This is a genomic window from Streptomyces sp. NPDC001450 (assembly GCF_053597295.1).
Window position 1 is genome coordinate 109,272 of sequence record NZ_JBSFHY010000027.1, and the last position, 24,694, is coordinate 133,965.

The 24,694-nt window shown below is 71.5% G+C and carries 23 protein-coding genes; 12 read left to right on the plus strand and 11 right to left on the minus strand.

Annotation, left to right across the window (positions count from 1 at the left end):
• Positions 1-51: 51 nt before the first annotated feature.
• From cseC to ACWC5O_RS27605, 5 genes are all read right to left on the minus strand, one after another.
• Positions 52-1,410, minus strand: coding sequence for a two-component system sensor histidine kinase CseC (cseC, locus tag ACWC5O_RS27585; protein WP_450589756.1), 1,359 nt, complete (start codon positions 1,408-1,410; stop codon positions 52-54).
• Between the two features lie 11 nt (positions 1,411-1,421).
• On the minus strand, positions 1,422-2,123 hold the full coding sequence (cseB, locus tag ACWC5O_RS27590; RefSeq protein ID WP_450589757.1) for a two-component system response regulator CseB: 702 nt from the start codon (positions 2,121-2,123) through the stop codon (positions 1,422-1,424).
• 40 nt (positions 2,124-2,163) lie between these two features.
• Positions 2,164-2,760 carry a hypothetical protein gene (locus ACWC5O_RS27595; protein ID WP_450589758.1) on the minus strand — a complete coding sequence of 199 codons (597 nt, stop codon included), beginning with the start codon at positions 2,758-2,760 and terminating at the stop codon, positions 2,164-2,166.
• A gap of 41 nt (positions 2,761-2,801) precedes the next feature.
• The gene (locus ACWC5O_RS27600; RefSeq protein ID WP_450589759.1) at positions 2,802-3,341 is read right to left on the minus strand and encodes a SigE family RNA polymerase sigma factor; all 540 of its coding nucleotides are present in this window, start codon (positions 3,339-3,341) and stop codon (positions 2,802-2,804) included.
• A 273-nt stretch (positions 3,342-3,614) separates the two neighbouring features.
• The gene (locus ACWC5O_RS27605) at positions 3,615-4,490 is read right to left on the minus strand and encodes an A/G-specific adenine glycosylase (RefSeq protein WP_450589760.1); all 876 of its coding nucleotides are present in this window, start codon (positions 4,488-4,490) and stop codon (positions 3,615-3,617) included.
• A 191-nt stretch (positions 4,491-4,681) separates the two neighbouring features.
• Here ACWC5O_RS27605 and ACWC5O_RS27610 point away from each other — a divergent pair, with 191 nt between their 5' ends.
• The gene (locus ACWC5O_RS27610; RefSeq protein WP_450589761.1) at positions 4,682-5,488 is read left to right on the plus strand and encodes a hypothetical protein; all 807 of its coding nucleotides are present in this window, start codon (positions 4,682-4,684) and stop codon (positions 5,486-5,488) included.
• A gap of 207 nt (positions 5,489-5,695) precedes the next feature.
• Here ACWC5O_RS27610 and disA read toward each other — a convergent pair whose 3' ends face one another.
• A complete protein-coding gene (disA, locus tag ACWC5O_RS27615; protein WP_450589762.1) occupies positions 5,696-6,820 on the minus strand; it encodes a DNA integrity scanning diadenylate cyclase DisA in 1,125 nt (374 codons plus the stop codon).
• 81 nt (positions 6,821-6,901) lie between these two features.
• Positions 6,902-8,311, minus strand: coding sequence for a DNA repair protein RadA (gene radA / locus ACWC5O_RS27620; RefSeq protein ID WP_450589763.1), 1,410 nt, complete (start codon positions 8,309-8,311; stop codon positions 6,902-6,904).
• 200 nt (positions 8,312-8,511) lie between these two features.
• On the opposite strand from radA, the gene ACWC5O_RS27625 reads away from it, so the two are divergent.
• Positions 8,512-10,191 carry a BACON domain-containing protein gene (locus ACWC5O_RS27625; RefSeq protein ID WP_450589764.1) on the plus strand — a complete coding sequence of 560 codons (1,680 nt, stop codon included), beginning with the start codon at positions 8,512-8,514 and terminating at the stop codon, positions 10,189-10,191.
• A 447-nt stretch (positions 10,192-10,638) separates the two neighbouring features.
• On the opposite strand, the gene ACWC5O_RS27630 is transcribed toward ACWC5O_RS27625, so the two are convergent.
• The gene (locus tag ACWC5O_RS27630) at positions 10,639-11,529 is read right to left on the minus strand and encodes a hypothetical protein (protein WP_450589765.1); all 891 of its coding nucleotides are present in this window, start codon (positions 11,527-11,529) and stop codon (positions 10,639-10,641) included.
• A 71-nt stretch (positions 11,530-11,600) separates the two neighbouring features.
• Here ACWC5O_RS27630 and ACWC5O_RS27635 point away from each other — a divergent pair, with 71 nt between their 5' ends.
• The 4 genes from ACWC5O_RS27635 (at position 11,601) to ilvD (ending at position 16,132) form a co-directional block, all read left to right on the plus strand.
• Positions 11,601-12,533, plus strand: coding sequence for a Ppx/GppA phosphatase family protein (locus ACWC5O_RS27635; RefSeq protein WP_450589766.1), 933 nt, complete (start codon positions 11,601-11,603; stop codon positions 12,531-12,533).
• A gap of 151 nt (positions 12,534-12,684) precedes the next feature.
• A complete protein-coding gene (locus tag ACWC5O_RS27640; RefSeq protein ID WP_450589767.1) occupies positions 12,685-13,497 on the plus strand; it encodes a sugar phosphate isomerase/epimerase family protein in 813 nt (270 codons plus the stop codon).
• Positions 13,494-14,099: a TetR/AcrR family transcriptional regulator gene (locus ACWC5O_RS27645; RefSeq protein WP_450589768.1), complete on the plus strand. Its 606-nt coding sequence runs from the start codon at positions 13,494-13,496 to the stop codon at positions 14,097-14,099. Before ACWC5O_RS27640 ends, ACWC5O_RS27645 begins: the two co-directional genes overlap by 4 nt.
• A 179-nt stretch (positions 14,100-14,278) precedes the next feature.
• Positions 14,279-16,132 (plus strand): dihydroxy-acid dehydratase, encoded by a 1,854-nt coding sequence (gene ilvD / locus ACWC5O_RS27650; RefSeq protein ID WP_450589769.1) that lies wholly within the window; start codon positions 14,279-14,281, stop codon positions 16,130-16,132.
• 52 nt (positions 16,133-16,184) lie between these two features.
• On the opposite strand, the gene ACWC5O_RS27655 is transcribed toward ilvD, so the two are convergent.
• On the minus strand, positions 16,185-18,314 hold the full coding sequence (locus ACWC5O_RS27655; protein ID WP_450589770.1) for a serine/threonine-protein kinase: 2,130 nt from the start codon (positions 18,312-18,314) through the stop codon (positions 16,185-16,187).
• Between the two features lie 181 nt (positions 18,315-18,495).
• Here ACWC5O_RS27655 and ACWC5O_RS27660 point away from each other — a divergent pair, with 181 nt between their 5' ends.
• The 6 genes from ACWC5O_RS27660 (at position 18,496) to proC (ending at position 23,000) form a co-directional block, all read left to right on the plus strand.
• A complete protein-coding gene (locus ACWC5O_RS27660) occupies positions 18,496-18,810 on the plus strand; it encodes an SH3 domain-containing protein (RefSeq protein ID WP_450589771.1) in 315 nt (104 codons plus the stop codon).
• A gap of 42 nt (positions 18,811-18,852) precedes the next feature.
• Positions 18,853-19,374: an EamA/RhaT family transporter gene (locus tag ACWC5O_RS27665; protein WP_450589772.1), complete on the plus strand. Its 522-nt coding sequence runs from the start codon at positions 18,853-18,855 to the stop codon at positions 19,372-19,374.
• A gap of 180 nt (positions 19,375-19,554) precedes the next feature.
• The gene (locus ACWC5O_RS27670) at positions 19,555-20,352 is read left to right on the plus strand and encodes a class I SAM-dependent methyltransferase (RefSeq protein WP_450589773.1); all 798 of its coding nucleotides are present in this window, start codon (positions 19,555-19,557) and stop codon (positions 20,350-20,352) included.
• 127 nt (positions 20,353-20,479) lie between these two features.
• Positions 20,480-21,319, plus strand: coding sequence for an ABC transporter ATP-binding protein (locus ACWC5O_RS27675; RefSeq protein WP_450589774.1), 840 nt, complete (start codon positions 20,480-20,482; stop codon positions 21,317-21,319).
• Positions 21,316-22,107 carry an ABC transporter permease gene (locus tag ACWC5O_RS27680; RefSeq protein WP_450589775.1) on the plus strand — a complete coding sequence of 264 codons (792 nt, stop codon included), beginning with the start codon at positions 21,316-21,318 and terminating at the stop codon, positions 22,105-22,107. The genes ACWC5O_RS27675 and ACWC5O_RS27680 overlap by 4 nt, the downstream gene beginning before the upstream one ends.
• An 80-nt stretch (positions 22,108-22,187) precedes the next feature.
• Positions 22,188-23,000, plus strand: a complete 813-nt coding sequence (gene proC / locus ACWC5O_RS27685; RefSeq protein ID WP_450589776.1) for a pyrroline-5-carboxylate reductase — start codon at positions 22,188-22,190, stop codon at positions 22,998-23,000.
• 46 nt (positions 23,001-23,046) lie between these two features.
• On the opposite strand, the gene trpS is transcribed toward proC, so the two are convergent.
• Together trpS and ACWC5O_RS27695 are read right to left on the minus strand one after the other, a co-directional pair.
• Complete coding sequence (gene trpS, locus ACWC5O_RS27690) at positions 23,047-24,081, minus strand: tryptophan--tRNA ligase (RefSeq protein ID WP_450589777.1); 1,035 nt, start codon at positions 24,079-24,081, stop codon at positions 23,047-23,049.
• A 418-nt stretch (positions 24,082-24,499) separates the two neighbouring features.
• A partial coding sequence (locus ACWC5O_RS27695; protein ID WP_450781094.1) for a hypothetical protein occupies positions 24,500-24,694 on the minus strand: 195 nt, incomplete at its 5' end.

Consider the following 24,694-nt stretch of genomic DNA (forward strand, 5'->3'; position numbering starts at 1 on the left):
CGTCGGGCGGCCACGCGAAGGCGTTGCCTCCGGAACGAGGCCGCTCCCTGCTCAGCCGGCGCCCCCGGACAGCGGCAGCATCGGATAGCTGCCCGTGTTCGTGGGCGCGTGTTCCGGGAGCCAGAGGACGGCCACCGCGCCCTCGGCCGGGAGGTGGTCGGGGGTGCCGACGGGGCGTACGTTGCGGAAGGTCAGGCGGGCGCCCAGCACCCGGGCCTGGCCGGCCGCGATGGTCAGGCCCAGGCCGTGCCCCTGGCCCGCGCGGTCCGCGCTGCCGGTGCGGAAGCGGCTCGGGCCGTCGGCCAGCAGCGCCTCGGGGAAGCCGGGGCCGTGGTCGCGGACCCGGATGACCCGGCCCTCGACGGTGACCTCGATCGGCGGCTTGCCGTGCCGGGCGGCGTTGGCGAGGAGGTTGAACAACACCCGCTCCAGGCGGCGCGGGTCGGTGGTGACCTCCGACTCGTGCACCACCCGTACGGCGATGTCCGGGTCCTTGGCCGCCACGCGCCGGGTCACGAACTCGCCCAGCATGATGTCCTGCAGCTCGGCCCGCTCGGAGGCGCTGTCGAGGCGGGCCACCTCCAGGACGTCCTCGACGAGCGTGCGCATCGCCTTCGCCCGGTCCAGGACCAGCTCGGTGGGGCGGCCGGGCGGCAGGAGTTCGGCGGCGGTGAGCAGGCCGGTCACCGGGGTGCGCAGCTCGTGCGCGATGTCGGCGGTCACCCGCCGCTCGGCCTCCAGGCGCTGCCGCAGCGCGTCGGCCATCGCGTCCACCGCGCGCGCGAGATCGTCGGTCTCGTCCCGTACGACCCCGCCGATGGCCGCCCGCACCCGTACGTCGGTCTCGCCGTTGGCGACCCGGCCCGCCGCGGTCGCCGCCTTGCGCAGCCGCCGCGACAGCTGCCCGCCGATCAGCACGCCGAGCGCGCTGCCGCCGAGCACGACCGCGATGGACCCGATGACCAGGGCCTGGTCGAGGTCCTTCATCACGTCGGTGGAGCGGTCCGGGACGTGGCTGTGCAGGGACAGCACATGCCCGTCCTTGGCGGGTACGGCCGCCCAGATGTCCGGTGGCCCTCCGTCGTGGTCCGAGACGTCGCTGACCCGGCGGCCCTGCTCGACCTTCTCGCGCAGCGCGGGAGGCAGCCCTGGGTCGTCGATCTTGATGTTGGGGAAGTTCGGCCGCCCGTACCGCTCGTAGTTGCCCTGGGCGATCTGGACGCGCTCGTTGGCCAGGTCGCGCGCGTTGTCCAGCATCGAGACCCGGGCGGCGTTGTGCACGACCAGGCTCAGCACGATCGCCACCAGCCCGGCGACCAGCGCGATCGCCGCGCTGAGCTTCCATCTGAGCCCTGTCTTGAGGCCCGCGCGCTCCGCCCACCCCGCTGGGCGCCGAATGATCCCCCGCATGACCGCCCCGCTCAGGCCTTCAACTTGTAGCCGAAGCCGCGGACCGTCTCGATCCGGTCCTGGCCGATCTTCTGCCGCAGCCGCTGCACGTGGACGTCGACGACCCGGGTGTCCCCGCCCCAGCCGTAGTCCCACACCCGCTCCAGCAGCTTGTCGCGGGAGAGTACGGTGCCGGGCGCGGTGGAGAACTCCAGCAGCAGCCGCATCTCGGTAGGGGTGAGCGCCACCGGCTGCCCGGCCCGGCGCACCTCCATGCCCTCGGTGTCGATCTCCACGTCACCGAAGGTCAGCGGGCCGCCGTTCACCTGCGCCGGGTTCTCCTCGACGTGCGCGGCACCGGCGTGGCCGAAGCGGCGCAGCACCGCGCGGATCCGGGCGACCAGGACGGCACCGTCGAACGGCTTGGTCACATAGTCGTCGGCGCCCGCCTCCAGACCGAGGACGACGTCGATGGAGTCGGCACGCGCCGAGAGCATGATCACCGGCACGGTCGACTCGTCCCGGATGCGACGGCACAGGCTGACCCCGTCCAGGCCGGGGACCATGACGTCCAGCAGGGCGATGTCCGGCCGGTCCGCCCGGAACGCTTCCAGGCCCGAAAGCCCGTCGGGCATGGCCGTGACCGCGAAGCCGTCCCGCTCCAGGGCGAGCTGCGTGGCCTCGCGGATGACGTCGTCGTCCTCGACGAACAGGACGTGGGTCTGGTCTGCCATCCCGGTGCTCTCAGTCCTTGTGGTGTGCGTGCTTGGAGGGTCAGTTGTCCGACGCGGACGCGTCGCCGCCGGATTTGCTGTAGTAGGTGTCGTGCCTGTACCGCTCGGTGAACCGGCCCGCCTTCCACTTGTAGGTGATCACGGTCTCCTTGGACGGGTTGGACATCTGATCGTCCGTGTCGTACACCTGCTTGGTCACGGTCAGGCTGGTGCCGTCGATCTCCGCGACGACCGGCGACTCCTCCGCCTTGAACACGTTCGTGTACGTGCCCCCGACGTCCCGGTACACGTACGTGCCGATGCCCACCCAGTCACTGCAGGACGACACGTTGATCAGGACGTCGTCCACGGAACCGCCGGTCAGGTTGCCGTAGGTGGCCTGGACCGGATCATCATCGCCGTCGTCGCACGGTTTCAGGTCGCGTTTGACGGATGCCGAGACCGCGGGGTCATGCAGGAGCAGGGCCACGGCGTCCACGCGCCGGTAGGACTCGGACGGGCTGGGCGTCGGCGAGGCGACGGCGCCCGCCTTGGCGGACGCGTGCGCTGGGCCCTCGTCCCGGGCTCCCTCGCCGCCACTGCCGCACGCGGCGATGAAAAGGGCGAGGGCGGTGATCGAGGCCACAGCCGCGATCACCGCCAAAGAACTCTCTCGGGCCCCGCTGGGCCCGGCCCCGGTCAGGCAGCGCAACGCTCCCGCTCCTCACGCTCCAGCGCGCGTGCGTCCAGATCGCGGGCCTCCAGCTCCTCGCGGAGCCGGGCGAGCGCCCGGTGCAGCGTGCTCTTGACCGTACCGGCCGACATGCCGAGGGCCGCGGCCGTCTCCTCAGTGGACATCTGCTCCCAGTGTCGCAGCACCACGACGCTGCGCTGCTTCGGAGCGAGCACCTTCATGATGTCCATCAGCAGGGCCCGGTCGGCGTGCTGCTCGGTGGAGTCGTCCACGGAGGCGTCCGGCAGCTGCTCGGTCGGGACCTCCTCCAGCTTGCGCGCCCGCCACCACTCGGTACGGGTGTTGATCATCACCCGGCGCAGGTAGGCGTCCGCGAGCCGCTTGTCGGCGATGCCCTCCCAGCGGCCGTACGTCCGTACCAGCGCGGTCTGCAGCAGGTCCTGGGCGTCGACCGGGTCCGGGACCAACCGGCGGGCGCTGCGCAGCAGCGCGTCCTGCCGGGTGCGGACGTACTCCTCGAACTCGAGCACCTCACCCTGCGACATGATCAACCGCCTCCGTTCCCCGTGTACTCCGGCTCCCCGCCAGAAGTCCCGCTGTCCTGCTGGCCCGTGGTCTGCCGGGCACGAGAAGAAAGCTACGGAGCTGTTGTCACGGGGCTGTGCGGAGCAGCCTGCGGCTAGCAATCGGCTGTCCGTCGGTTGTGTAACGGAAGCAGGTTCGGGGTAAGGCGGTTGACCTTTATGTCCCTTTATGGAGCGGTTTATGTGGCGGGAGGGGCTGTAACGAAAGCCCGTACGCCGTGACTTGGCTGTGTGTCAGGTCAGCGGCAGCCGGTACACGCCACCGGGCAGCGGCTCCACCAGACCGTCCGTGACGAGCCCGTCGAGCGCGCGGGCCCGCTGCACCGGCTCGTGCCACACCCGGTCCAGCGCCGCCTGCGGCACCGGCGCGTGCGCCTCCCGCAGGACGGCGAGCAGCTTGCCGCGCACCTGCCGGTCCGTGCCGGCGTACGTCTGCCCGCGGCGCGGCGGTCCCTCGTGCTCCGGCTTGCCCGCCAGCCGCCAGGCGCACTGCACGGCGATGGGGCAGCGGTGGCAGCCCTCGTTCTTCGCCGTGCACACCAGCGCGCCCAGCTCCATGGACGCGGCGGCCCACCGGGCGGCGGTCCTCTCGTCCTCCGGCAGCAGCTCACGGGCCAGCTTGCGCTCGGCGGCCGTGGTGGCGTTCGGCGGGTACTGCACCCCGGTCACCGCGCGCGCGAAGACCCGGCGCACGTTCGTGTCCAGCACCGGGTGGCGCTGCCCGTACGCGAAGGAGGCCACCGCGGCGGCCGTGTACTCGCCGATGCCGGGCAGTGCCAGCAGTTGAGTGTGATCCGTCGGTACGTCCCCGCCGTGCCGCTCCGTTATGGCGACCGCGGCGCCGTGCAGCCGCAGGGCGCGGCGCGGGTAGCCGAGCCGGCCCCAGGCGCGCACCGCCTCGCCGGGGGCCTCCTCGGCGAGGTCGGCGGGGCGCGGCCAGCGGGCGAGCCACTGCTCGTAGACGGGCAGGACCCGGCTGACGGGAGTCTGCTGGAGCATGAACTCGCTGACCATCACGCCCCAGGGGCCCGCCTCCGGGCGGCGCCAGGGGAGGTCGCGGGCGTGGATGTCGAACCAGGCGATCACGGGGGCGTGGAGCTTCTCAGTCATGGCATTCCGATCCTGCCACGCATCGGGCGGGCAGGGTCGACGACAGCGCGGTCGCGGAGCGTCGCGTCTGGTCGCGGTGCGTGAAGGACCCTTTCTCCTGCGGCAGTTGCCGGGATGATGATCCGGAAAAGTTGGAGTCGAGGCGGCGGGTGGCGCAAGCAAGCGCGCCGATCTCTCGTACAGTTTGCGCCGTGGGATCTTTGCGCAATCCGGTCGGGCCGCTTCCCTCCTCCATCTACTGGCGACGGAGGGTCGTCATCGTGTCGGTGGTCGCCGTGTTGGCGCTGCTGATCACCTGGATCGTCACGGCCGGTGGCGGGGGCGGCAAGAAGAACGCCGACGCGTCCAACGGCAAGAACCCCGTGTCCACGATCACGCCGGGGCCCTCGTCGTCCGAGTCCGCGATCAGCCAACACCCGGGCGGGCGCGACGAGTCGAGCGGCGGCGAAGACACCGGCGGGAGCGCTTCCGGGTCGGACGGCAAGGGCGGCTCCGGCTCGGCGGGATCCGACGGCGGCTCGGGCGGTGGCTCGGATTCGGGCTCCGGTGGGGGCGATGTCGGCACGGGCGACACGCTCCCGGCGTCCACCTCGCTGCCCAAGTGCACCGCCGGGGCGGTCACGTTGAGTCTGCGCAGCCTGCACAACTCCTACTCGCCGGACCAGGTGCCGACGTTCGAACTCGTCGCGAAGAACGCGTCGTCCAGTGACTGCAAGGTCGATCTCGGCCCGAAGAGCGCGGTGTTGACGATCACTCCGGCCGACAGCAGTGACGTCTACTGGTCCTCGGGCGACTGTCCGAAGGGTGCCGCGAGCCTGGTGTTCCGGGTGCCCGCGGGGCAGAGCATCACGTACGCCGTGAAGTGGGACCGCAAGCCGAGCGCTCCCCAGTGCGGGACGCCTCCGGCGGGGTCGGCGAAGGCGGGCACGTACTTGCTGGAGGCCGAGGCGCCGGGGTTCGCGAAGGCCCGGGCTTCGTTCGTGCTGTCTGCTGACTAGCGGCTGCCGACTGGGGCCGGCCCGGGGGCGGCCGGGTCCGTCGTAGCTGCGGGCCGGTGGGGGCCGGTCGCGCAGTTCCCCGCGCCCCTCAGGTACTCACCGCACCGCCCGCTGCGTTCGCGGCCGACGGCGCCCCAGGGGCGCGGGGAACTGTGCGAGGACCACGTACTGCCCGCAGCTACGACGGACCCAGCGGCTCCCACATCATCAGACGTACCGCTCCAGGATCGACGACTCGGCCAGCCGCGACAGGCCTTCGCGCACGCTCCGAGCCCGCGCCTCTCCGACGCCGTCCACCGCCTGAAGGTCGTCCACGCTCGCGGCGAGCAGCTTCTGCAGGCCGCCGAAGTGTTCCACCAGTCGGTCGATGATCGCCCCCGGCAACCTCGGCACCTTCGCCAGCAGACGGAAGCCCCGCGGGGACACCGCCGAGTCGAGGGTCTCGGGAGAACCCGTGTAGCCCAGCGCACGCGCCACCGTGCCCATCTCCAGCAGCTCCGCGTGGGAGAGCGCGTCCAGCTCGGACAGCGCCTCCTCGACCGTGCGGGAGCGCTTCGCCGTGGGCTCGGGGACGTAGTCCCGGACGACCAGCTCACGGTCGGGCTCGACCCCGGCGATCAACTCCTCCAGCTGAAGTGCCAGAAGCCGACCGTCCGTGCCCAGTTCGACCACGTACTCGGCGATTTCGGTGGCGATGCGCCGGACCATCTCAAGACGCTGGGCGACCGCCGACACGTCCCGGACCGTCACCAGGTCCTCGATCTCCAGCGCCGACAGCGTGCCCGCGACCTCGTCCAGCCGGAGCTTGTACCGCTCCAGGGTGGCCAGCGCCTGGTTCGCGCGGGACAGGATCGCCGCCGAGTCCTCCAGCACGCGCCGCTGCCCGTCGACGTACAGGGCGATCAGCCGCATGGACTGGGAGACGGAGACGACAGGGAAGCCGACCTGCTTCGAGACCCGGTCCGCCGTGCGGTGCCGGGTGCCCGTCTCCTCCGTCGGGATCGTCGGGTCCGGCACCAGCTGCACGCCGGCCCGAAGGATCTTCGAAAGGTCGGAGGAGACCACGATGCCGCCGTCGAGCTTGCACAGCTCCCGCAGGCGCGTGGCCGTGAACTCGACGTCCAGGACGAACCCGCCCGTGCACATCGTCTCGACGGTCTTGTCGGAGCCGAGCACGATGAGCCCGCCGGTGTTGCCGCGGAGAACCCGCTCGAGGCCGTCACGCAGGGCCGTGCCCGGAGCCACCGCGCTCAGTGCGGCGCGCATCAGGCCCTCGGCACCGGAACTCCCACCGGACTTTCCGGGAGCTGCCGCCCGGTCGTTGGCTGCCACTGCACTCCTCCGGTCGCAGGTTCTGAGGCGCTCCCGTTTCGCGCACTCGGTTCGTACGGACGGGCGAGACCTGGGCAAAGTCTACCGGCGGTCCTCCGCCTCCTGTGGGGCCTCTCGGCGACGGGAGCGCGGCAGGACCCTGAGCGCGTCCCCCATGTCGGCGACTTCCAGGACCTTCATCCCGGGCGGGACCTTGCCCGGATCGCCCGGCACGAGGGCGTGCGTGAAGCCCAGCCGGTGCGCCTCGGCGAGCCTGCGCTGCACGCCGGTGACCCGTCTGACCTCGCCCGCCAGACCGACCTCGCCGATCGCGACGAGGTTCTTGGGCAGCGGGGTGTCGCTGGCGGCCGAGGCGAGGGCGAGGGCGATCGCGAGGTCGGCGGCCGGCTCCGACAGCTTCACGCCGCCCACCGTCGCCGAGTAGATGTCCCGCTTGCCGAGCGCGCTGATCCGGCCCCGCTGCTCCAGTACCGCGAGCATCATCGACACCCGGGAGGTCTCCAGACCCGAGGTGGTCCGGCGCGGGGAGGGGATCTGGGAGTCCACGGTCAGCGCCTGCACCTCCGCCACCAGCGGGCGGCGGCCCTCCAGGGTGACGGTCAGGCAGGTGCCGGGGACCGGCTCGTCGCGACGGGTCAGGAAGAGTCCGCTGGGGTCCGCGAGGCCCGCGATGCCCTCGTCGTGCAGCTCGAAGCAGCCGACCTCGTCCGTGGCGCCGTAGCGGTTCTTCACGCCCCGCACCAGACGCAGGCGCGCGTGCCGGTCGCCCTCGAAGTGCAGGACGACGTCCACCAGGTGCTCCAGCAGCCGGGGGCCGGCGATCGCGCCGTCCTTGGTGACGTGGCCCACCAGCAGCGTGGACATGCCACGCTCCTTGGAGGCGCGGATCAGGGCGCCGGCCACCTCGCGGACCTGGGCCATGCCGCCGGGCGCGCCGTCGATCTCCGGGGAGGCCACCGTCTGCACCGAGTCGAGGATCAGCAGGGACGGCTTCACCGCGTCCAAGTGGCCGAGGACGGCGGCCAGGTCGGTCTCGGCGGCGAGATACAGATGGTCGTCGAGGGCGCCGATGCGGTCGGCGCGCAGCCGGACCTGGCTCGCGGACTCCTCGCCGGTCACATAGAGAGTCCTGTGCTCCTCGCTCGCCGACTTGGCGGCCACGTCCAGCAGCAGGGTGGACTTGCCGACGCCCGGCTCGCCCGCGAGCAGCACGACCGCGCCGGGGACGAGACCGCCGCCGAGCACCCGGTCGAGCTCCGGCACGCCGGTCGAGCGGGCGGTGGCCTGGCGGCCGTCGACCTGGCCGATGGGCAGCGCGGAGCTGGTGACCCGGCCGGGTGCCGTCGTACGGACCGCGGGCGCGCCGTACTCCTCGACCGTCCCCCAGGCCTGGCACTCGGGGCAGCGGCCGAGCCACTTGGCCGTCTGCCAGCCGCACTCGGTGCAGCGGTAGGACGGTCGGTCCTTGGTGGTCTTGGTACGGGCAGCCATGCGCAAACCGTAGCCCGCAGCACTGACAACCCCCGCTCGGGGCGCATGTGGGTGGATCGGTATTGGCCACCACCCATCGGGTTCGAGCCACGGAACAAAGGGTTCCTGTCCCCTTATGAGGGATCGTTTCACCCGTACGGATTAAAAGTGCTCAAGCTGCAAGAAGGGGCACTCCGTCGCCGCCTACGGTCGCACGGGTGATGAGCAGCAGTCCTCAGACCACGATCCGCTCCACCGGCGCGCACCGGGCACAACGAGAGGCGCGCGATCGAGCCGCCGCGCGCACCCTCGCCCAGCGGTCGCCGGCACGCTACGAGCCGTACCTGGACGGTCTGTTCACCTACTGCCTGTCGGTGCTGTGCGACCACGACGCGGCCACCGCCGCTCTCGGGGACGTCCTGGTGCTGGCCGAGCGGCGCGGACAGCGCGTCCCGGAGGCCCCCGCCGACCGCAGGGCCTGGCTGTACGCGCTGGCCCGCTGGGCGTGCCTGCGGGGGCTCGCCGAGGCCAAGCAGAAACGTCAGGCCACCCACGCCGCGGGCCGCTCCGCGGCCACGAAACAGGTACCCGATCCGCCCGTCGCCCCTGAGGTCCTGGAGCAGCGGCGCCACGAACTGGCCCTGCTCGCCTGGCCGGAGGCGGCCGGCACCACCCCAGAGCAGCGCGAGGCCCTGGAACTCGCCGTCCGCCACCACCTCGCCGCCCCCGAGGTCGCCGCCGTCCTCGGCATGGAGCCCGCCGCCGCGCGCGAGCTGCTCGCCTCGGCGGCCTGCGAGGTCGAGCGCACCCGCGCCGCGCTCGCCGTGGTCGAGACCGGCGGGTGTCCGAGCGTGGCCCATCTGACCGGAGACAGCCAGCTGGTCCTCAGCACGGCCCTGCGCCGCGAGCTGGTCCGGCACGTCGACGACTGCCCGCGCTGCCGCCGTACCGCCGAGCGCGCCGTGTCCGGCCACTGGCCCGGCGCCACGGTCACGCCGGCCGAGCTGCCCGTCCTGGAGGCGCCCCGCGCGGCCCTGCACGCGGCGCTCGCGCTCCAGCCGCGTGCGCGCGGCGCGGCCGTACCCCGCTTCGACCGGCGCGGCTTCCCGATGGATCCCAAGGACCGCGCGGCCCGTCGTGACCGCCTACGCGCGCGTGCCGTCACCACGACCGTCGTCGCCACCGTCGTCGCGGCCCCCGTGCTCGCCCTGTGGGCCGCCTACCGGAGCACCCCGGACGCCGAGGACGGCCGCGTGGCCACCGCGCGCGAGGCGCAGGGGCCCGCCGCGCTCGGCAGCGACACCGCCGGCGGCTACGAGAACGCCGGGAACGCCAGCGTGAAGCCCGGCGGCGCCGGCAAGGACGGCAAGTCGGACGTCTCCGTGGAGGTCATCAGCGTCTCCGGAGGCGACAAGAAGGGCGCGGGAGAGCTCGCGGTCAGCGCCGCCAACGACGGCGACACCACGCTGATCACCCTCACCGCCTCCGGCTCCGGCTCCGGCCCCGTCCGCTGGTCCGCCACCACCTCGGCGGCCTGGCTCTACCTCAGTCAGTCCACGGGAACCCTCGCCCCCGGCGAGACGTTGACGATCAAGGTGTACGTCGACCATCTGCGCGAGCCCTCCGGCCACTGGCAGGCACAGGTGGCTGTCTCACCAGCCGGCGCCGTGGTCACCATCGACGGCTACGGCACCGCCCCGACCCGTCCCACGACCCCGGCCCCGACCCCCGGCACCCCCGACCCGAGCCCTTCGTCCTCGCCCCCGACGGACCCGCCGTCCAGCCAGTCCCCGACCCCGACGGACCCGAGCCCCAGCCCCACGGACCCGACCCCGTCCGACCCCCCGAGCCCGTCCCCGTCCCCGAGCGACGACGGGACTCCGAGCCCGTCGGACAGCTAGAGACGCGGCGGTCCGGCAGAGACGCGGGGGCCCTGGCCGCACGGCCACCCGACACCCCGGACTCGCGACGCCCCCCCCGTCGACCTAGCCGGCTCAGCACCACCGCGGAGCACCACAGGAAAGCACGGCGGGACCACGCGGCTCACGTGGTCCGATCCCCGCCCCTCGCGGAGGCCGGCCGGTGCCGAACGGGAGTGCCCCAGCTCGTACGGGGTCGTGTGACTCGCCTGGTCCGACGGTGTGCCTCTGCTGGGGCCGGTCGGTGTCGAAGAGGAGTGCCCTGGCTCGCGCGTGGCTGCTCGGCCCGACGGGGTGCCCCTGCCGGGCTCGCCGATGCCGAAGAGGAGCGCCCCGGCCGCCGCGGGGCCGCGCAGTTCAGCCGGTCCGATCCCAGATCCTCCCGCCGTCCCCCGCAGGCAGTGCGGCACCCCGGAAGGCGCTGCAGTCCTACGCCGGATCCGCCGGATGTGGTGCGACCAGCGGCAGCTGCGATGCCAGTCGCTGCTCGCACAGCTCGACCAGGCGGTCGTAACCGGCCTTGCCCATCAGTTCGGTCAGCTCGGGGCGGTAGGAGACGTACACCGGCTCACCCGCGCCGTGTGCCGAGGTCGCCGACGTGCACCACCAGTGCAGGTCATGGCCGCCCGGACCCCACCCCCGGCGGTCGTACTCGCCGATCGACACCTGGAGGACGCGCGTGTCGTCGGGGCGGTCGATCCAGTCGTACGTCCGCCGGATCGGCAGCTGCCAGCACACGTCCGGCTTGGTCTCCAGCGGCTCCCGGCCCTCCTTCAGGGCCAGGATGTGCAGCGAGCAGCCCGCGCCGCCGGCGAACCCGGGACGGTTCTGGAAGATGCACGACCCCTGGAAGGGCCGGGTCTGCCGGGACCCCTCGTCGTCCACGGAGACCCAGCCGTTGCGCGTGCCCTCGCCGTGGTGCTGCCAGATCTCCGGAGTGAGCCTCGCCACATGCTCGGCGACCCGCTTCTCGTCGTCCTCGTCGGAGAAGTGGGCCCCCAGCGAGCAGCACCCGTCGGCCGCGCGGCCCGCCTGGATGCCCTGGCAGCCGCTGCCGAAGATGCAGTTCCAGCGCGAGGTCAGCCAGGTCAGATCGCAGCGGAAGATCTGCTCGTCGTCCGCCGGATCCGGGAACTCCACCCACGCGCGCGCGAAGTCGAGACCCTTCTCGTCGCTCACCTTCGGGGTCTTCCTGGACGTCGACGCCTTCGCCTGCGAAGGATCCTTCGACCCCTTGGAGGATTTGGGCGTCTTGTCCGACTTCACACCCTTGGCGCTCTTGGTGCTCTTGTCGGAGTTAGCCTTTTTCGTCTTTGGCACCCGTCCAGGGTAAGTGGCCCGGGGCCGCTTCGGGGACCGAGGACAGCGGTTCTCGCAGTAGCGTTCCGTACATGAGACTCGGTGTCCTGGACGTGGGTTCGAACACGGTGCATCTGCTGGTGGTGGACGCTCACCCCGGCGCGCGCCCGTTGCCCGCGCATTCGCACAAGGCCGAACTTCGGCTCGCCCAGCTGCTCGACGACAGCGGTGCCATAGGCGATGACGGTGTCGAGAAGCTGATCGCCGTCGTACAGGACGCGCTCCAGGCCGCGGAGGACAAGGGCGTGGAGGACCTGCTGCCGTTCGCGACCTCCGCGGTCCGGGAGGCCACCAACGCCGACGACGTCCTCGCGCGCGTGGAGGACGAGACCGGCGTACAACTCCAGGTCCTCACCGGCCCGGAGGAGGCCCGGCTCACCTTCCTCGCCGTCCGCCGCTGGTTCGGCTGGTCCGCCGGAAAGCTGCTGGTCCTGGACATCGGCGGCGGCTCGCTGGAGATCGCCTTCGGCATCGACGAGGAGCCGGACGCCGCCGTCTCCCTCCCACTCGGCGCCGGCCGTCTCACTGCCGGCTGGCTGCCGGGCGACCCGCCCGACCCCGAGGACGTCCGCTCCCTGCGCCGCCACGTCCGCGCGCAGATCGCCCGAACCGTCGGCGAGTTCCACCGCTTCGGCACCCCCGACCACGTGGTCGCCACCTCCAAGACCTTCAAGCAGCTGGCCCGCATCGCCGGCGCCGCCCGCAGCGCCGAGGGCCTGTACATCCAGCGCGACCTCAAGCGGGAGTCCCTGGAGGCCTGGGTCCCCCGCCTGGCCGGCATGTCCACGCAACAGCGCGCCGAACTTCCCGGAGTCTCCGAGGGGCGAGCCGCCCAGCTGCTGGCGGGCGCACTGGTGGCCGAGGGCGCGATGGATCTTTTCGGGGTGGAGAGCCTGGAGGTCTGCCCGTGGGCTCTGCGCGAGGGTGTGATCCTGCGGCGCCTTGATCACATGAATTCGGCTTGACTGCGTGAAGGGGCGCGGGCCGTGTCGGTGGGCGGCTCCGCCGCGTGGGCGCAGGCCGCCGCAACGCACCCGCACCCACCCGAATGGCGAACGTCACAACGGCGAACGGGCACCCCACCCCCTCACCACTCGACCCCGTAAGGTGACGGACGTGGCTGAACCAAGGGACGTGTCCGTCGCGCTGTCGACAGCCTCCGTCTACCCGGAGTCGACGGCGACGGCCTTCGAGATCGCCGCGCGCCTCGGGTACGACGGCGTCGAGGTCATGGTCTGGACCGACCCGGTCAGCCAGGACATCGAGGCCCTGCGTCGCCTGTCCGACTACCACGACATGCCGATCCTGGCCGTCCACGCCCCCTGCCTGCTGATCACCCAGCGGGTCTGGTCCACAGACCCCTGGGTCAAGCTCCAGCGGGCGAGGGCGGCCGCAGAGAAGCTGGGCGCCTCCACCGTCGTCGTACACCCGCCCTTCCGCTGGCAGCGGCAGTACGCCCGCGACTTCGTCTCCGGCATCTGGCGGATGGCGCACGAGACGGACGTACGGTTCGCCGTCGAGAACATGTACCCGTGGCGCTACCGCGACCGCGAGATGCTGGCCTACGCGCCCGACTGGGACGTCACCAAGGACGACTACCGGCACTTCACGATCGACCTCAGTCACGCGGCGACGTCCCGCACGGACGCGCTGGCCATGGTCGACCGCATGGGCGACCGTCTCGGCCACGTCCACCTCGCCGACGGCCGGGGCTCGGCCAAGGACGAGCACCTGGTCCCCGGCCGCGGCACCCAGCCCTGCGCCGAGCTGCTGGAGCGCCTCGCGCGCACCGGCTTCGACGGCCATGTCGTCATCGAGGTCAACACCCGCCGGGCGATGTCCAGCGCCGAGCGCGAGGCCGACCTCGCCGAGGCCCTGGCCTTCACCCGTCGGCGCCTGGCCGCCGCCGTGCAGGTGCCCCGGCGATGACCGGGGCGACCGCACGCCGAAGGGGACGGCCGCCGCGCGCCGAGTCCGCCGACACCCGTGACCGGATCCTCACCGCGGCCCGGGAGGAGTTCTCCGAACGCGGGTACGAGAAGACGTCCGTACGCGGTATCGCCAAGTCCGCCGGGGTCGACTCCGCACTGGTCCACCACTACTTCGGCACCAAGGAGCAGGTGTTCGAGGCGGCCATCGAGGTCGCCTTCGCACCCGCGCTCAACGCGCCGAACGCGGTGGCCGACGGCCCGCTGGAGGGAGTGGGGGAGCGGCTGACCCGCTTCGTCTTCGGCGTCTGGGAGAACCCCACGACCCGTACCCCCCTCCTCGCGATCCTCCGGTCCGCCGTGAACAACGAGACCGCGGCCGCCGTCTTCCGCCGCCTCGTCGCCGCCCAGCTGCTGCGCCGCATCGCCGCCCAGGTGGACCTGCCGGACCCGGAGCTGCGGGCCGAGCTGGCGGCCGCGCAGCTGGTGGGCACGGCGATGATGCGCTACGTGATCAAGCTGGAGCCGCTGGCCTCGGCGGACCTGGAGCAGATCATCGCGCGGGTGGCACCGGTGGTGCAGGGGCATCTGACCCAGCCCTGAGGTGACGACGTGGTCCTGACGGCGACGCGTTCCTGACGGCGACGCAGCCCTGACGTCGGCGTTCCGTGAAACACGCGTCCCGCATTCCGGACAAGCTTGTCCAGCCCTTGGAGGGGCGGCGTACGCTCGTAGGGAGTCAGAAGTCTCTCTGATCGCAGTCTCTGAAGGAGCGAGCGACGATGCCCGAGCTGAGGTCCCGCACAGTCACCCACGGCCGCAACATGGCGGGCGCCCGCGCCCTTATGCGCGCCTCTGGTGTACCCGGTGCGGACATCGGCCGGAAGCCGATCATCGCCGTCGCCAACTCCTTCACGGAGTTCGTCCCGGGCCACACCCACCTGCAGCCGGTCGGCCGGATCGTCAGCGAGGCGATCAGGGAGGCCGGCGGCATCCCGCGCGAGTTCAACACGATCGCGGTCGACGACGGCATCGCCATGGGTCACGGCGGCATGCTGTACTCCCTCCCCTCCCGCGACCTGATCGCGGACTCGGTGGAGTACATGGTCGAGGCCCACTGCGCCGACGCCCTGGTCTGCATCTCCAACTGCGACAAGATCACCCCGGGCATGCTGATGGCGGCCCTGCGCCTGAACATCCCGACGGTCTTCGTCTCCGGCGGCCCGATGGAGTCCGGCCGCGCCACCCTGGTCGACGGCACGGTCCGCACCCTCGACCTGGTCGACGCGATCTCCGACGCCGTCAACGACAAGATCTCCGACGAGGACATCCTCCGGATCGAGGAGAACGCCTGCCCGACCTGCGGCAGCTGTTCCGGCATGTTCACCGCCAACTCGATGAACTGCCTGACCGAGGCCATCGGTCTCTCCCTCCCCGGCAACGGCTCTGTCCTCGCCACCCACACCGCGCGCAAGCAGCTCTACGTCGACGCGGCCCGCACGGTCATGGACCTCACCCGCCGCTACTACGAGCAGGACGACGACTCGGTCCTCCCGCTCAACATCGCGACCTTCGCGGCCTTCGAGAACGCCATGGCCCTGGACATCGCGATGGGCGGCTCCACCAACACGATCCTGCACCTGCTGGCCGCCGCCCAGGAGGCCGGCGTTCCGTTCGGCCTGGAGCAGATCGACGCCGTCTCGCGCCGCGTCCCCTGCCTGGCCAAGGTCGCGCCCAACGTCGCGAAGAACCGCACGTACTACATGGAGGACGTGCACCGCGCCGGCGGTATCCCCGCCCTCCTCGGCGAACTGCACCGCGCGGGCCTGCTGAACGAGGACGTCCACGCGGTCCACAGCCCCTCCCTGGCCGACTGGCTGAAGACCTGGGACGTCCGTGGCGGCTCCCCGTCCCCCGAGGCCGTGGAACTGTGGCACGCGGCCCCCGGCTGCGTCCGCTCCGCCGAGGCCTTCTCGCAGTCCGAGCGCTGGGAGTCCCTGGACGACGACGCCGAGAACGGCTGCATCCGCTCGGCCGAGCACGCCTACTCCAAGGACGGCGGCCTCGCGGTCCTCAAGGGCAACCTGGCGGTCGACGGCTGCGTCGTGAAGACCGCCGGCGTGGACGAGTCCATCTGGACCTTCGAGGGCCCGGCCGTGGTCTGCGAGTCCCAGGAGGAGGCCGTCCAGCGGATCCTCACCCAGGAGGTCAAGGACGGCGACGTCGTCGTCATCCGCTACGAGGGCCCCAAGGGCGGCCCCGGCATGCAGGAGATGCTCTACCCGACCTCGTACCTGAAGGGCCGGGGCCTGGGCAAGAGCTGCGCCCTGATCACCGACGGCCGCTTCTCCGGCGGCACGTCAGGCCTCTCCATCGGCCACGCGTCCCCCGAGGCGGCCTCCGGCGGCACGATCGCCCTGGTCCAGGACGGCGACCGCATCCGCATCGACATCCCGAACCGCACGATCGAGCTGCTGGTCGACGAGGCGGAGCTGACGCGACGCGAGCAGGCCCTCGGCGGCGTCTTCGCCCCCAAGAACCGCGAGCGCAAGGTCTCCGCTGCCCTGCGTGCCTACGCCGCGATGGCCACCAGCGCGGACAAGGGCGCGGTGCGCGACGTCACCAAGCTGGGCTGACCGGTTCACGGAAAGGGGCCGCCTCCTTCAGGGGGGCGGCCCCTTTCGCACGTCACCAGGCCGAGGGGTCGCGTGCGTCGAGGGCGAAGACGGTGCCGTCGGGGGCGGTGGCGCACAGGTGACGGCCGACGACGACCGGTGCGGGCGGTGCTCCCGCAACCCGGGCCGAGTGGCTGCCGAGGCGGGCTTCGGTCTGCCCGACGAGCCTCCCCTCGGCCGCGTCGGCGGCGAGGAGCCGCCCGTCACCCGCGCTGAAGTACACCCTCTCGCCGTCGGTGACCGGTGCCGACCCCCGGGTCACGGAGGTCTCCAGCCGCCACAGCTGCTTTTGCGTGTCCAGGTCGACGGCGACCAGGGAACCACCGGTGGCCAGGAGGTAGACGAGGCTCCCCCGTACGGTCGCCTGAGCGTCGTCGAGCGCGACGGGCAACCTCACTCGGCGCGTCTCCCTGGAGGCGGTCGTATAACGGACGACCTCCTTGGTCTGTCCGTAGACGCTGTCGACGGACAGGAAGAACACCGAGCCGCCCTGGGCACCGAACGGCCTGAGAGCTCCGGCGAGCTGAACGTCCCACCGTACGTGCCCCGTGCGCGGATCCATCGCGGTCACCCGCGTGGTCGAGCCGTCACCGGACGTACGGGCCGCGTAGGCCGACGAGTCCCCCGGGAACGAGAGAAAGGCCGGTGCGCCCTGACCGGGGAACCCGCGCTGCCACTTCGCCTCACCGGTCGCCGCGTCGACCCCGGTGACCGTCCCGTCGGCGCGCGTGAGCAGAGCCATGCCGCCCGCGTATCGGATCGTCGTGTCCGGGGGCAGCCGCCGCTCCCAGACCTCCTTGCCCGAGGCGGGGGCGAGAGCCGCCAGACGTGACCCGCCGCTCGTATAGGGCTGCACGAGACCGGCGGAGACCACGGGTGGTTCGCTCGTGGTCAGCGTGGCGACGGAGTGCCGCCACAACACGGTGCCGTCGGCGGGGGCCACGGCGAACACGGCACCGGGCTGGGCACAGAGCAGCTTCCCGGCTCCGTAGGAGCACTGCGGCATACCCTTGTCCGCCCCGACCGGTCCGGCCGTCCACCCGGCGGAGGCCGTCGACACGGTCCGCGGGCTCCCGTGCTGCGGCGTGGGCCGACTGCTCTCGAACAGCCGTACCGAGACCAGGGAGCCGAGCAGGGCCAGGCCGAGCGCCGCGGCGCCCACGGCCGCCACTCGCTTCCCCGGGCGACGGCGCCTCGCGGACCGCTCCACGGACTGCTCCGCAGACCGTTCCACGGCCTGCTCGGCACCGGCCTTCGGCTCCTGGTCGTCCTCACTCGTCCGCTGCGCCGGTATGAACGCCTGTGTGTCGTACGAGGCGGCCACCGACCGCAGCTCCCGCATGAGCTCGTCGGGAGTCGGCCGATCGTCGGGTTCCTTGGCGAGGCAGCGAAGGATCAGCGGCGCCAGACTCTCCGGCACCCCGGTCAGATCGGGCTCGTCGTGCACCACCTGGTAGGCGACCACATAAGGGCTGTCGGAGTCGAACGGTCCCCTCCCGGTCGCCGCGTGCACCAGCACCGACCCGAGGGCGAAGATGTCCGCCGCCGGTCCCACTTCCCGCGGCCGCCGGAACTGCTCGGGCGCCATGAACGGCGGTGTACCGATCAACTTCCCGGTCTCGGTCCGCAGTTCGCTGTCCTTCGGCCGGGAGATGCCGAAGTCGATGACCTTCGGTCCGTCCTCGGCGAGCAGCACGTTGCTCGGCTTGAGATCCCGGTGCACGACCCCCACCCGATGGATGTCGCGCAGCGCCTCGGCGAGCCCGGCCATGAGCCGACGCAGCTGTGCCGCCGGCATCGGACCGTTCCGCTTCACATGCTCGGAGAGGGTCGGACCGGGAATGAACAGCGTGGCCATCCAGGGCCGTTCGGCCTCCGGATCGGCGTCCACGACAGGCGCGGTGAAGGCACCGCTCACCCTCCGAGCGGCGGCGACCTCCTGCCGGAAACGCCCCCTGAACTCGCGATCCCGGGCGAACTCGGCGTGTACGACCTTCACCGCGAGCCTCAGTCCCGAGGTGCTCCGGGCCAAGTGCACCACGCCCATGCCACCGGAGCCCAGACACGACTCCAGGTGGTACTGACCGGCGTACTCGGGAAGTTCCGCTTCCGCGCCCGCTCCGGTGTTGCGCTGTGGCGTCATGGACCACCCCCGTGCTGTTCGTCCGCGCGCGCGACGCACGGAGCCTAGTCGATGACTCGTACGAGACAGAGGCGGCTTGCTAGCGTCTGCATACGAGTTGCGCACAGGTGTTTCGCAATTCGATTCAAGGGAATCAACGTGTCCCCATGACAGTCATGGGGACAACGGGGGGAGGCACTCGATGTCTGTCGAGCGCGTCGAAGAAGACGACAACAGCCGCGACACGGCCGCGGTCGTGACGGAGTCCCTGCGCTACTACTCGGTCGCCCCGGGCGTACGCCTGAACGTCCGCAGTGGGCCCGGCACCAACTACAACCTCGTCCGCGTCCTGCCCGAGGGAGCCAAGGTCCACATCTACTGCCAGTCGCCGGGCACCACCATCGCCGGCCCGTACGGCACCTCGAACCTCTGGGACAACATCGGCAACGGTGAGTACGTCTCGGACGCCTTCGTCCAGACCGGCAGCGACGGCTACGTCGCCCCGCGCTGCGGCTGACCCCACGAAGAGCCCGCCTCCGCCCGGAGCCATAATCGTCCCGTGAGCGACGAGACCGGCACCCCGGACACCCCGGCGGGCTCCCCGGGCGGCGCGGCCCAGGGCGGCCCCCGCCCCGAGCCCCTCCGCTTCTTCGGCACCTCCTGGGTGAACCACGACAACGGGTACGCGGCCCGCCGAGCCGGCGTTGCCGTCGGCTCCCTCGCCGCGGCCGCCGTCTCCTGCCTGGTCCTGAACTTCGCCTACGAGGGCATCCAGATCGCCGACAGCGGCGTCTTCGTGACCGTGCTGGTCGTCGCCATGTTCGCGATCTGCAGCGCGCTCGCCTTCCACAACACCTGGGAGGGCTTCGGCCGGCGCCACGACCCCCAGCGCCAGGCCTCCCTGCGCGGCCTGCTCGCCATCGGCTTCGTCGGCTCCCTGCTCGCCTACTTCTTCCGCTCCCTCACCGAGGCCCCGGGCGAGAAGCTGCACCGTGAGGAGTACGGGAAGGCCCGCGAGGAGTACGAGCGCCGGTCCTCCCGGCGCACGGGCAACCCGTCGAAGAAGAAGCGGCGCCGGTAAGTCGTAAAGGACGCAGGCGGGTAAGCCGTAAAGGCGGTAGGCGGTGAAGCCCGTGAGCCGGTGAGCGGCATGTCTGCGTGGGGCGGTGGGCCTGTGCAGAGCGAGTGCCTGGCTGGAACGCGCCGCTCTCGCCCACAAACCCGCTGTGCCCTCCCCCCCCACACCGCGCACCATGGCGGCATGACCACGACCGCAGCCACCCCGGAACCGGCCACCCCGTCCCCCGCCCTGCGCGCCCACTCCTTCAACGCCGCGGCGGCCCAGTACGCCGCGAACCGCCCCTCCTACCCGCCCGCCCTCTTCGACACCGTCGAGGAGCTGGCCGGCCGACCGCTGTCCGGTGCCCGGGTCGTGGACGTCGGTGCCGGGACCGGGATCGCGACCGCCCTGCTGGACGCCCGCGGCGCCGACGTCCTCGCGGTCGAACCCGGTGAGGGCATGGCCGCCGAGTTCCGCCGCGCACTGCCGCACATCCCGATCGTGCGGGGCAACGGCAACGCCCTGCCCGTCGCCGACGCCCACGCCGACTTCCTCACCTACGCCCAGGCCTGGCACTGGACCGACACCGCGCACTCGGTGCCGGAGGCGCTGCGCGTGCTGCGGCCGGGCGGTGCGCTGGCGCTGTGGTGGAACACCGACGCCCTCGACATCGAGTGGATCGCCGAGGCCGCCGACCGCACCGGCCGGTTCTTCGGCGTGGACATCGCCGCCGAGAAGCGCCAGGCCGGAGACCGCACCGAGGGCGCCGACCCCAGCGGCCGCCTCCGCTTCACCCGCCGCGCGGTCCGCTGGAGCCGCCGTGTCCCGATCGACACCCACCTCGCCAACATCGGCAGCCACTCGGCCTTCCTCGTTTCTCCCGAGGAGCGCAGGAACGCGTTCCTGGAGGAAGAGCGTGGCCATCTGCTGAAGGTCTTCCCGGACGGCGTCGTCGAGGAGACCTACGACGTGCTTCTGCTCGTCGCGACCACACTCTGATCCGACACCTCGTCAACCTCCCCAGCGGCAGCGGCGGCCCGGTTCATCCCGGGCCGCCGCTTTCGTGTGCGGCACACCGATCCCCTCCCCTTGACGGCACCGGCCCGCCGGCAAGATTATTCACCGCATGATGAATTACGCGCCCGATCCACCTCACCCCACCGCACCGGACGCCGTCCACGCCGACGACCTCACCGTCGTACGCGGCCCCCACACCGTCCTCCACCACCTCCGCTTCACCGTCCCCCGCGGCCAGATCACCGGCCTGCTCGGCCCCTCCGGATGCGGCAAGTCCACCCTGATGCGCTCCGTCGTCGGCACCCAGGCCAAGGTCACCGGCACCCTCGACGTCCTGGGCCGCCCCGCAGGCCACCCCACCCTGCGCAGCCGCATCGGCTACGTCACCCAGGCCCCTTCCGTCTACGACGACCTGACCGTCCGCCAGAACCTCGACTACTTCGCCGCGATCCTCGACCCCGGCCGCGGCCCCGCCGAACGCCGCCAGGGTGTCGCCCGAGTCCTCACCGACGTCGACCTCACCAGCCACGCCGACGCCCTCGCCGGCAACCTCTCCGGCGGCCAGCGCAGCCGCGTCTCCCTCGCCGTCGCCCTGCTCGGCACGCCCGAACTCCTCGTCCTCGACGAACCGACGGTCGGCCTCGACCCCGTGCTGCGCCGAGACCTGTGGAACCTCTTCCACGACCTCGCCGCCCGAGGCGCCACCCTCCTCGTCTCCTCCCACGTCATGGACGAGGCCGAGCGCTGCCACCGCCTGCTCCTCATGCGCGAGGGCCGCATCCTCGCCGACGACACCCCGGACGCCCTGCGCACCCGTACCGGCACCGACACCGTCGAGGCCGCCTTCCTCCACCTCGTCGACGAAGCAGACCAGGCAGACCAGGCAGACCAGGCAGACCAGGCAGACGAGGCCGACGCCGCGGACCGGACCAAGGAGACGACCCGATGAGCACGACCACACCGGCAGCGCCCGCCGCTCCCGCCGCGCCCACCAGCGCCTTGAACGCCGCCCGCACCACCGCAACCGCGGCCCGCGTCCTGCGCCAGCTCCGCCACGACCCGCGGACCATCGCGCTGCTGATCCTCGTCCCCTGCCTGATGCTGATCCTGCTGCGCTACGTCTTCGACGCCAGCCCGCGCACCTTCGACAACATCGGCGCCTCCCTGCTCGGCATCTTCCCGCTGATCACGATGTTCCTGGTCACCTCCATCGCCACCCTGCGCGAACGCACCTCGGGCACCCTCGAACGCCTCCTCGCCATGCCTCTGGGCAAGGCCGACCTCATCGCCGGCTACGCCCTCGCCTTCGGCGGCCTCGCCATCGTCCAGTCGGCACTCGCCACCGGACTCGCCGTCTGGCTCCTCGGCCTGGACGTCACCGGCTCAGCCTGGCTGCTCCTGCTGGTCGCCCTGCTCGACGCCCTGCTCGGCACGGCCCTCGGCCTCTTCGTCTCGGCCTTCGCAGCCTCGGAATTCCAGGCGGTCCAGTTCATGCCCGCGGTGATCTTCCCCCAGCTCCTCCTCTGCGGCCTCTTCACTCCTCGCGCCCACATGCACCCCGTACTGGAGGCCATCTCCGACGTCCTCCCGATGTCCTACGCCGTCGACGCCATGAACGAGGTCCTCCGCCACACGGACATGACGGCGACGTTCGTACGGGACGTCTCGATCGTGGCGGGCTGCGCGGTGCTGGTCCTGGTGCTCGGGGCAGCGACGCTGCGACGGCGCACGGCATAGCCCTGGGCCCACCCGCCGACCGACATTCCGCCTGCCGGACAGCCGCCCGCACACCCGGCCCCGGTGCCAAACTGAACGGCATGAGCCAGAAAGTCGCAGTCCTCGGCACCGGCAAGATCGGCGAAGCCCTGCTCAGCGGAATGATCCGGGCCGGCTGGGCCCCCGCCGACCTCCTGGTCACGGCCCGCCGCCCCGAACGCGCCGAAGAACTCCGCACTCGCTACGGAGTCACCCCGGTCACCAACCCCGAGGCCGCCAAGACCGCCGACACCCTGATCCTCACGGTCAAGCCGCAGGACATGGGCGCTCTCCTGGACGAACTGGCCCCGCACATCCCCGCCGACCGCCTGGTCATCAGCGGCGCCGCCGGCATCCCCACCTCCTTCTTCGAGGAGCGCCTCGCCGCGGGCACTCCGGTCGTCCGCGTCATGACGAACACCCCCGCCCTCGTCGACGAGGCCATGTCCGTCATCTCCGCCGGCAGCCACGCCACCGCCGAACACCTCGCCCACGCCGAGGAGATCTTCGGCGCCGTCGGCAAGACCCTCCGCGTCCCCGAGTCCCAGCAGGACGCCTGCACGGCTCTGTCCGGCTCCGGCCCGGCGTACTTCTTCTACCTGGTCGAAGCCATGACCGACGCCGGCATCCTGCTCGGCCTGCCCCGCGACAAGGCCCACGACCTCATCGTCCAGTCCGCGATCGGCGCCGCCGTGATGCTCCGCGACAGCGGCGAACACCCCGTCAAGCTCCGCGAGAACGTCACCTCCCCGGCCGGTACGACGATCAACGCCATCCGCGAACTGGAGAACCACGGAGTCCGCGCCGCGCTCATCGCCGCACTCGAGGCCGCCCGCGACCGCAGCCGCGAACTCGCCTCCGGCAAGAAGGACTGACACCCACGACACCGCGAAGGCGGCGGGCCACCCCGCCGCCCCACGGCTAGCGAGCGGCGCTCAGCGGGCTCAGCGAAGGCTCCGCCACGGGCGGCAGCAACCCGATGGCCCGATAGGCGGTATCGACGATCGGACGGGCCATCGCCCGAGCCTTCTCCGCACCATCCCGCAGCACCCCCTCCAGATAGGCAGGATCCGCGCACAGCTCCCTGTGCCTGGCCTGCACGGGCCTGAGAACCTCCACCACCGCCTCCGCGGTGTCCTTCTTCAAAGCGCCGTACGAGTCGTAAACGGCCGACAGTGACTCAGGGTTCCCGCCCGTGCACGCTGCGAGAATCTCCAGCAGATTCGCGATCCCCGGCCGGGCCTCCCGGTCGTACTCCACGTCCCGCCCGCTGTCGGTCACGGCCCGCATGATCTTCTTGCGGATCACGTCCGGCTCGTCCAGCAGATAGACGATCCCCGGCCCCGAGTCGTCCGACTTCCCCATCTTCGACGTCGGGTCCTGCAGGTTCATCACCCGTGCGGCCACCTTCGGCGGGGTGGCCCTCGGCACCACGAACGTGTGCCCGTACCGCTGGTTGAACCGCACCGCCAGATCCCGCGTCAGCTCGACGTGCTGCGTCTGGTCGTCCCCGACCGGCACCTCGTCCGCCCCGTACGCCAGGATGTCCGCCGCCATCAGCACCGGATACGTCAGCAGCGACAGCCGCACACTCCCACCGCGCTCACGCTCCCGCGCGGACTTCTCCTTGTACTGGATCATCCGTCGCATCTCGCCGTCCGTCGCCACGCACTCCAGCACGTACGACAGCCGCGTGTGCTCGTCGACATGGCTCTGCAGGAACACGGTGCACAGCTCGGGATCGAGACCCGACGCCAGCAACAACGTCGCAGCCTGACGACTGAGTCTGCGCACCCGCGCCGGATCGTGGTCCACGGTCAGCGCGTGCAGGTCGACGATGCAGAACAGGGAGTCCGCCCGGTGCTGGTCCACCGCGGCCCACTGCCGCATGGCCCCCAGGTAGTTGCCCAGCGTCAGATGTCCGGTCGGCTTGACCCCGCTGAAGACCCGCGTCATCTCTACTCCTCCTCCAGTTCGAGACCGCCGTCCCGGTCGGCCGGCCCCCGGAGTCCTGGAGGGAGATACGAGAACGGCCGCCGAGGCGGCGGCCGTTGAGTGCATACGTGAGTACGGCCGCCTGTCAGGCGGCCCACCAGAGCTGGGTACACGTACGCGTCATCACGGCCCCAGCGTACGCCCGCAGGGACCCGCCCGCAGCGAGTTGACACACCCCGGCCCGATACGTAGTGTTCTCCGGGTTGTCCGACGTGAGCGCCGACTCCGGTCGGTCCCCGGACAGCCATTCCGCAAGTACCAGCCAGCAATCGGCGATCCGTCGTCGTGCGCTTCCGCGTGCGTATTTGCGAAATGAGGAATCCGCGTTCGAAAGGACGCAGCCCCCGATTAGCTCGGGGGCCGGGAATCCGCTAAAGTCTCACTCGTCGGAACGGCCCAACAGCCGGGAAGACAAACCCGCCGACCGGGAATCGGACGCCGAAAGGATCTGATAGAGTCGGAACCGCCGGAAAGGAAATCGCGAGAGCGGAAACCTGGAAAGCACCGAGGAAATCGGATCGAGAAAAGATCTGATAGAGTCGGAAACACCGAAGGGAAGCCCGGAGGAAAGCCC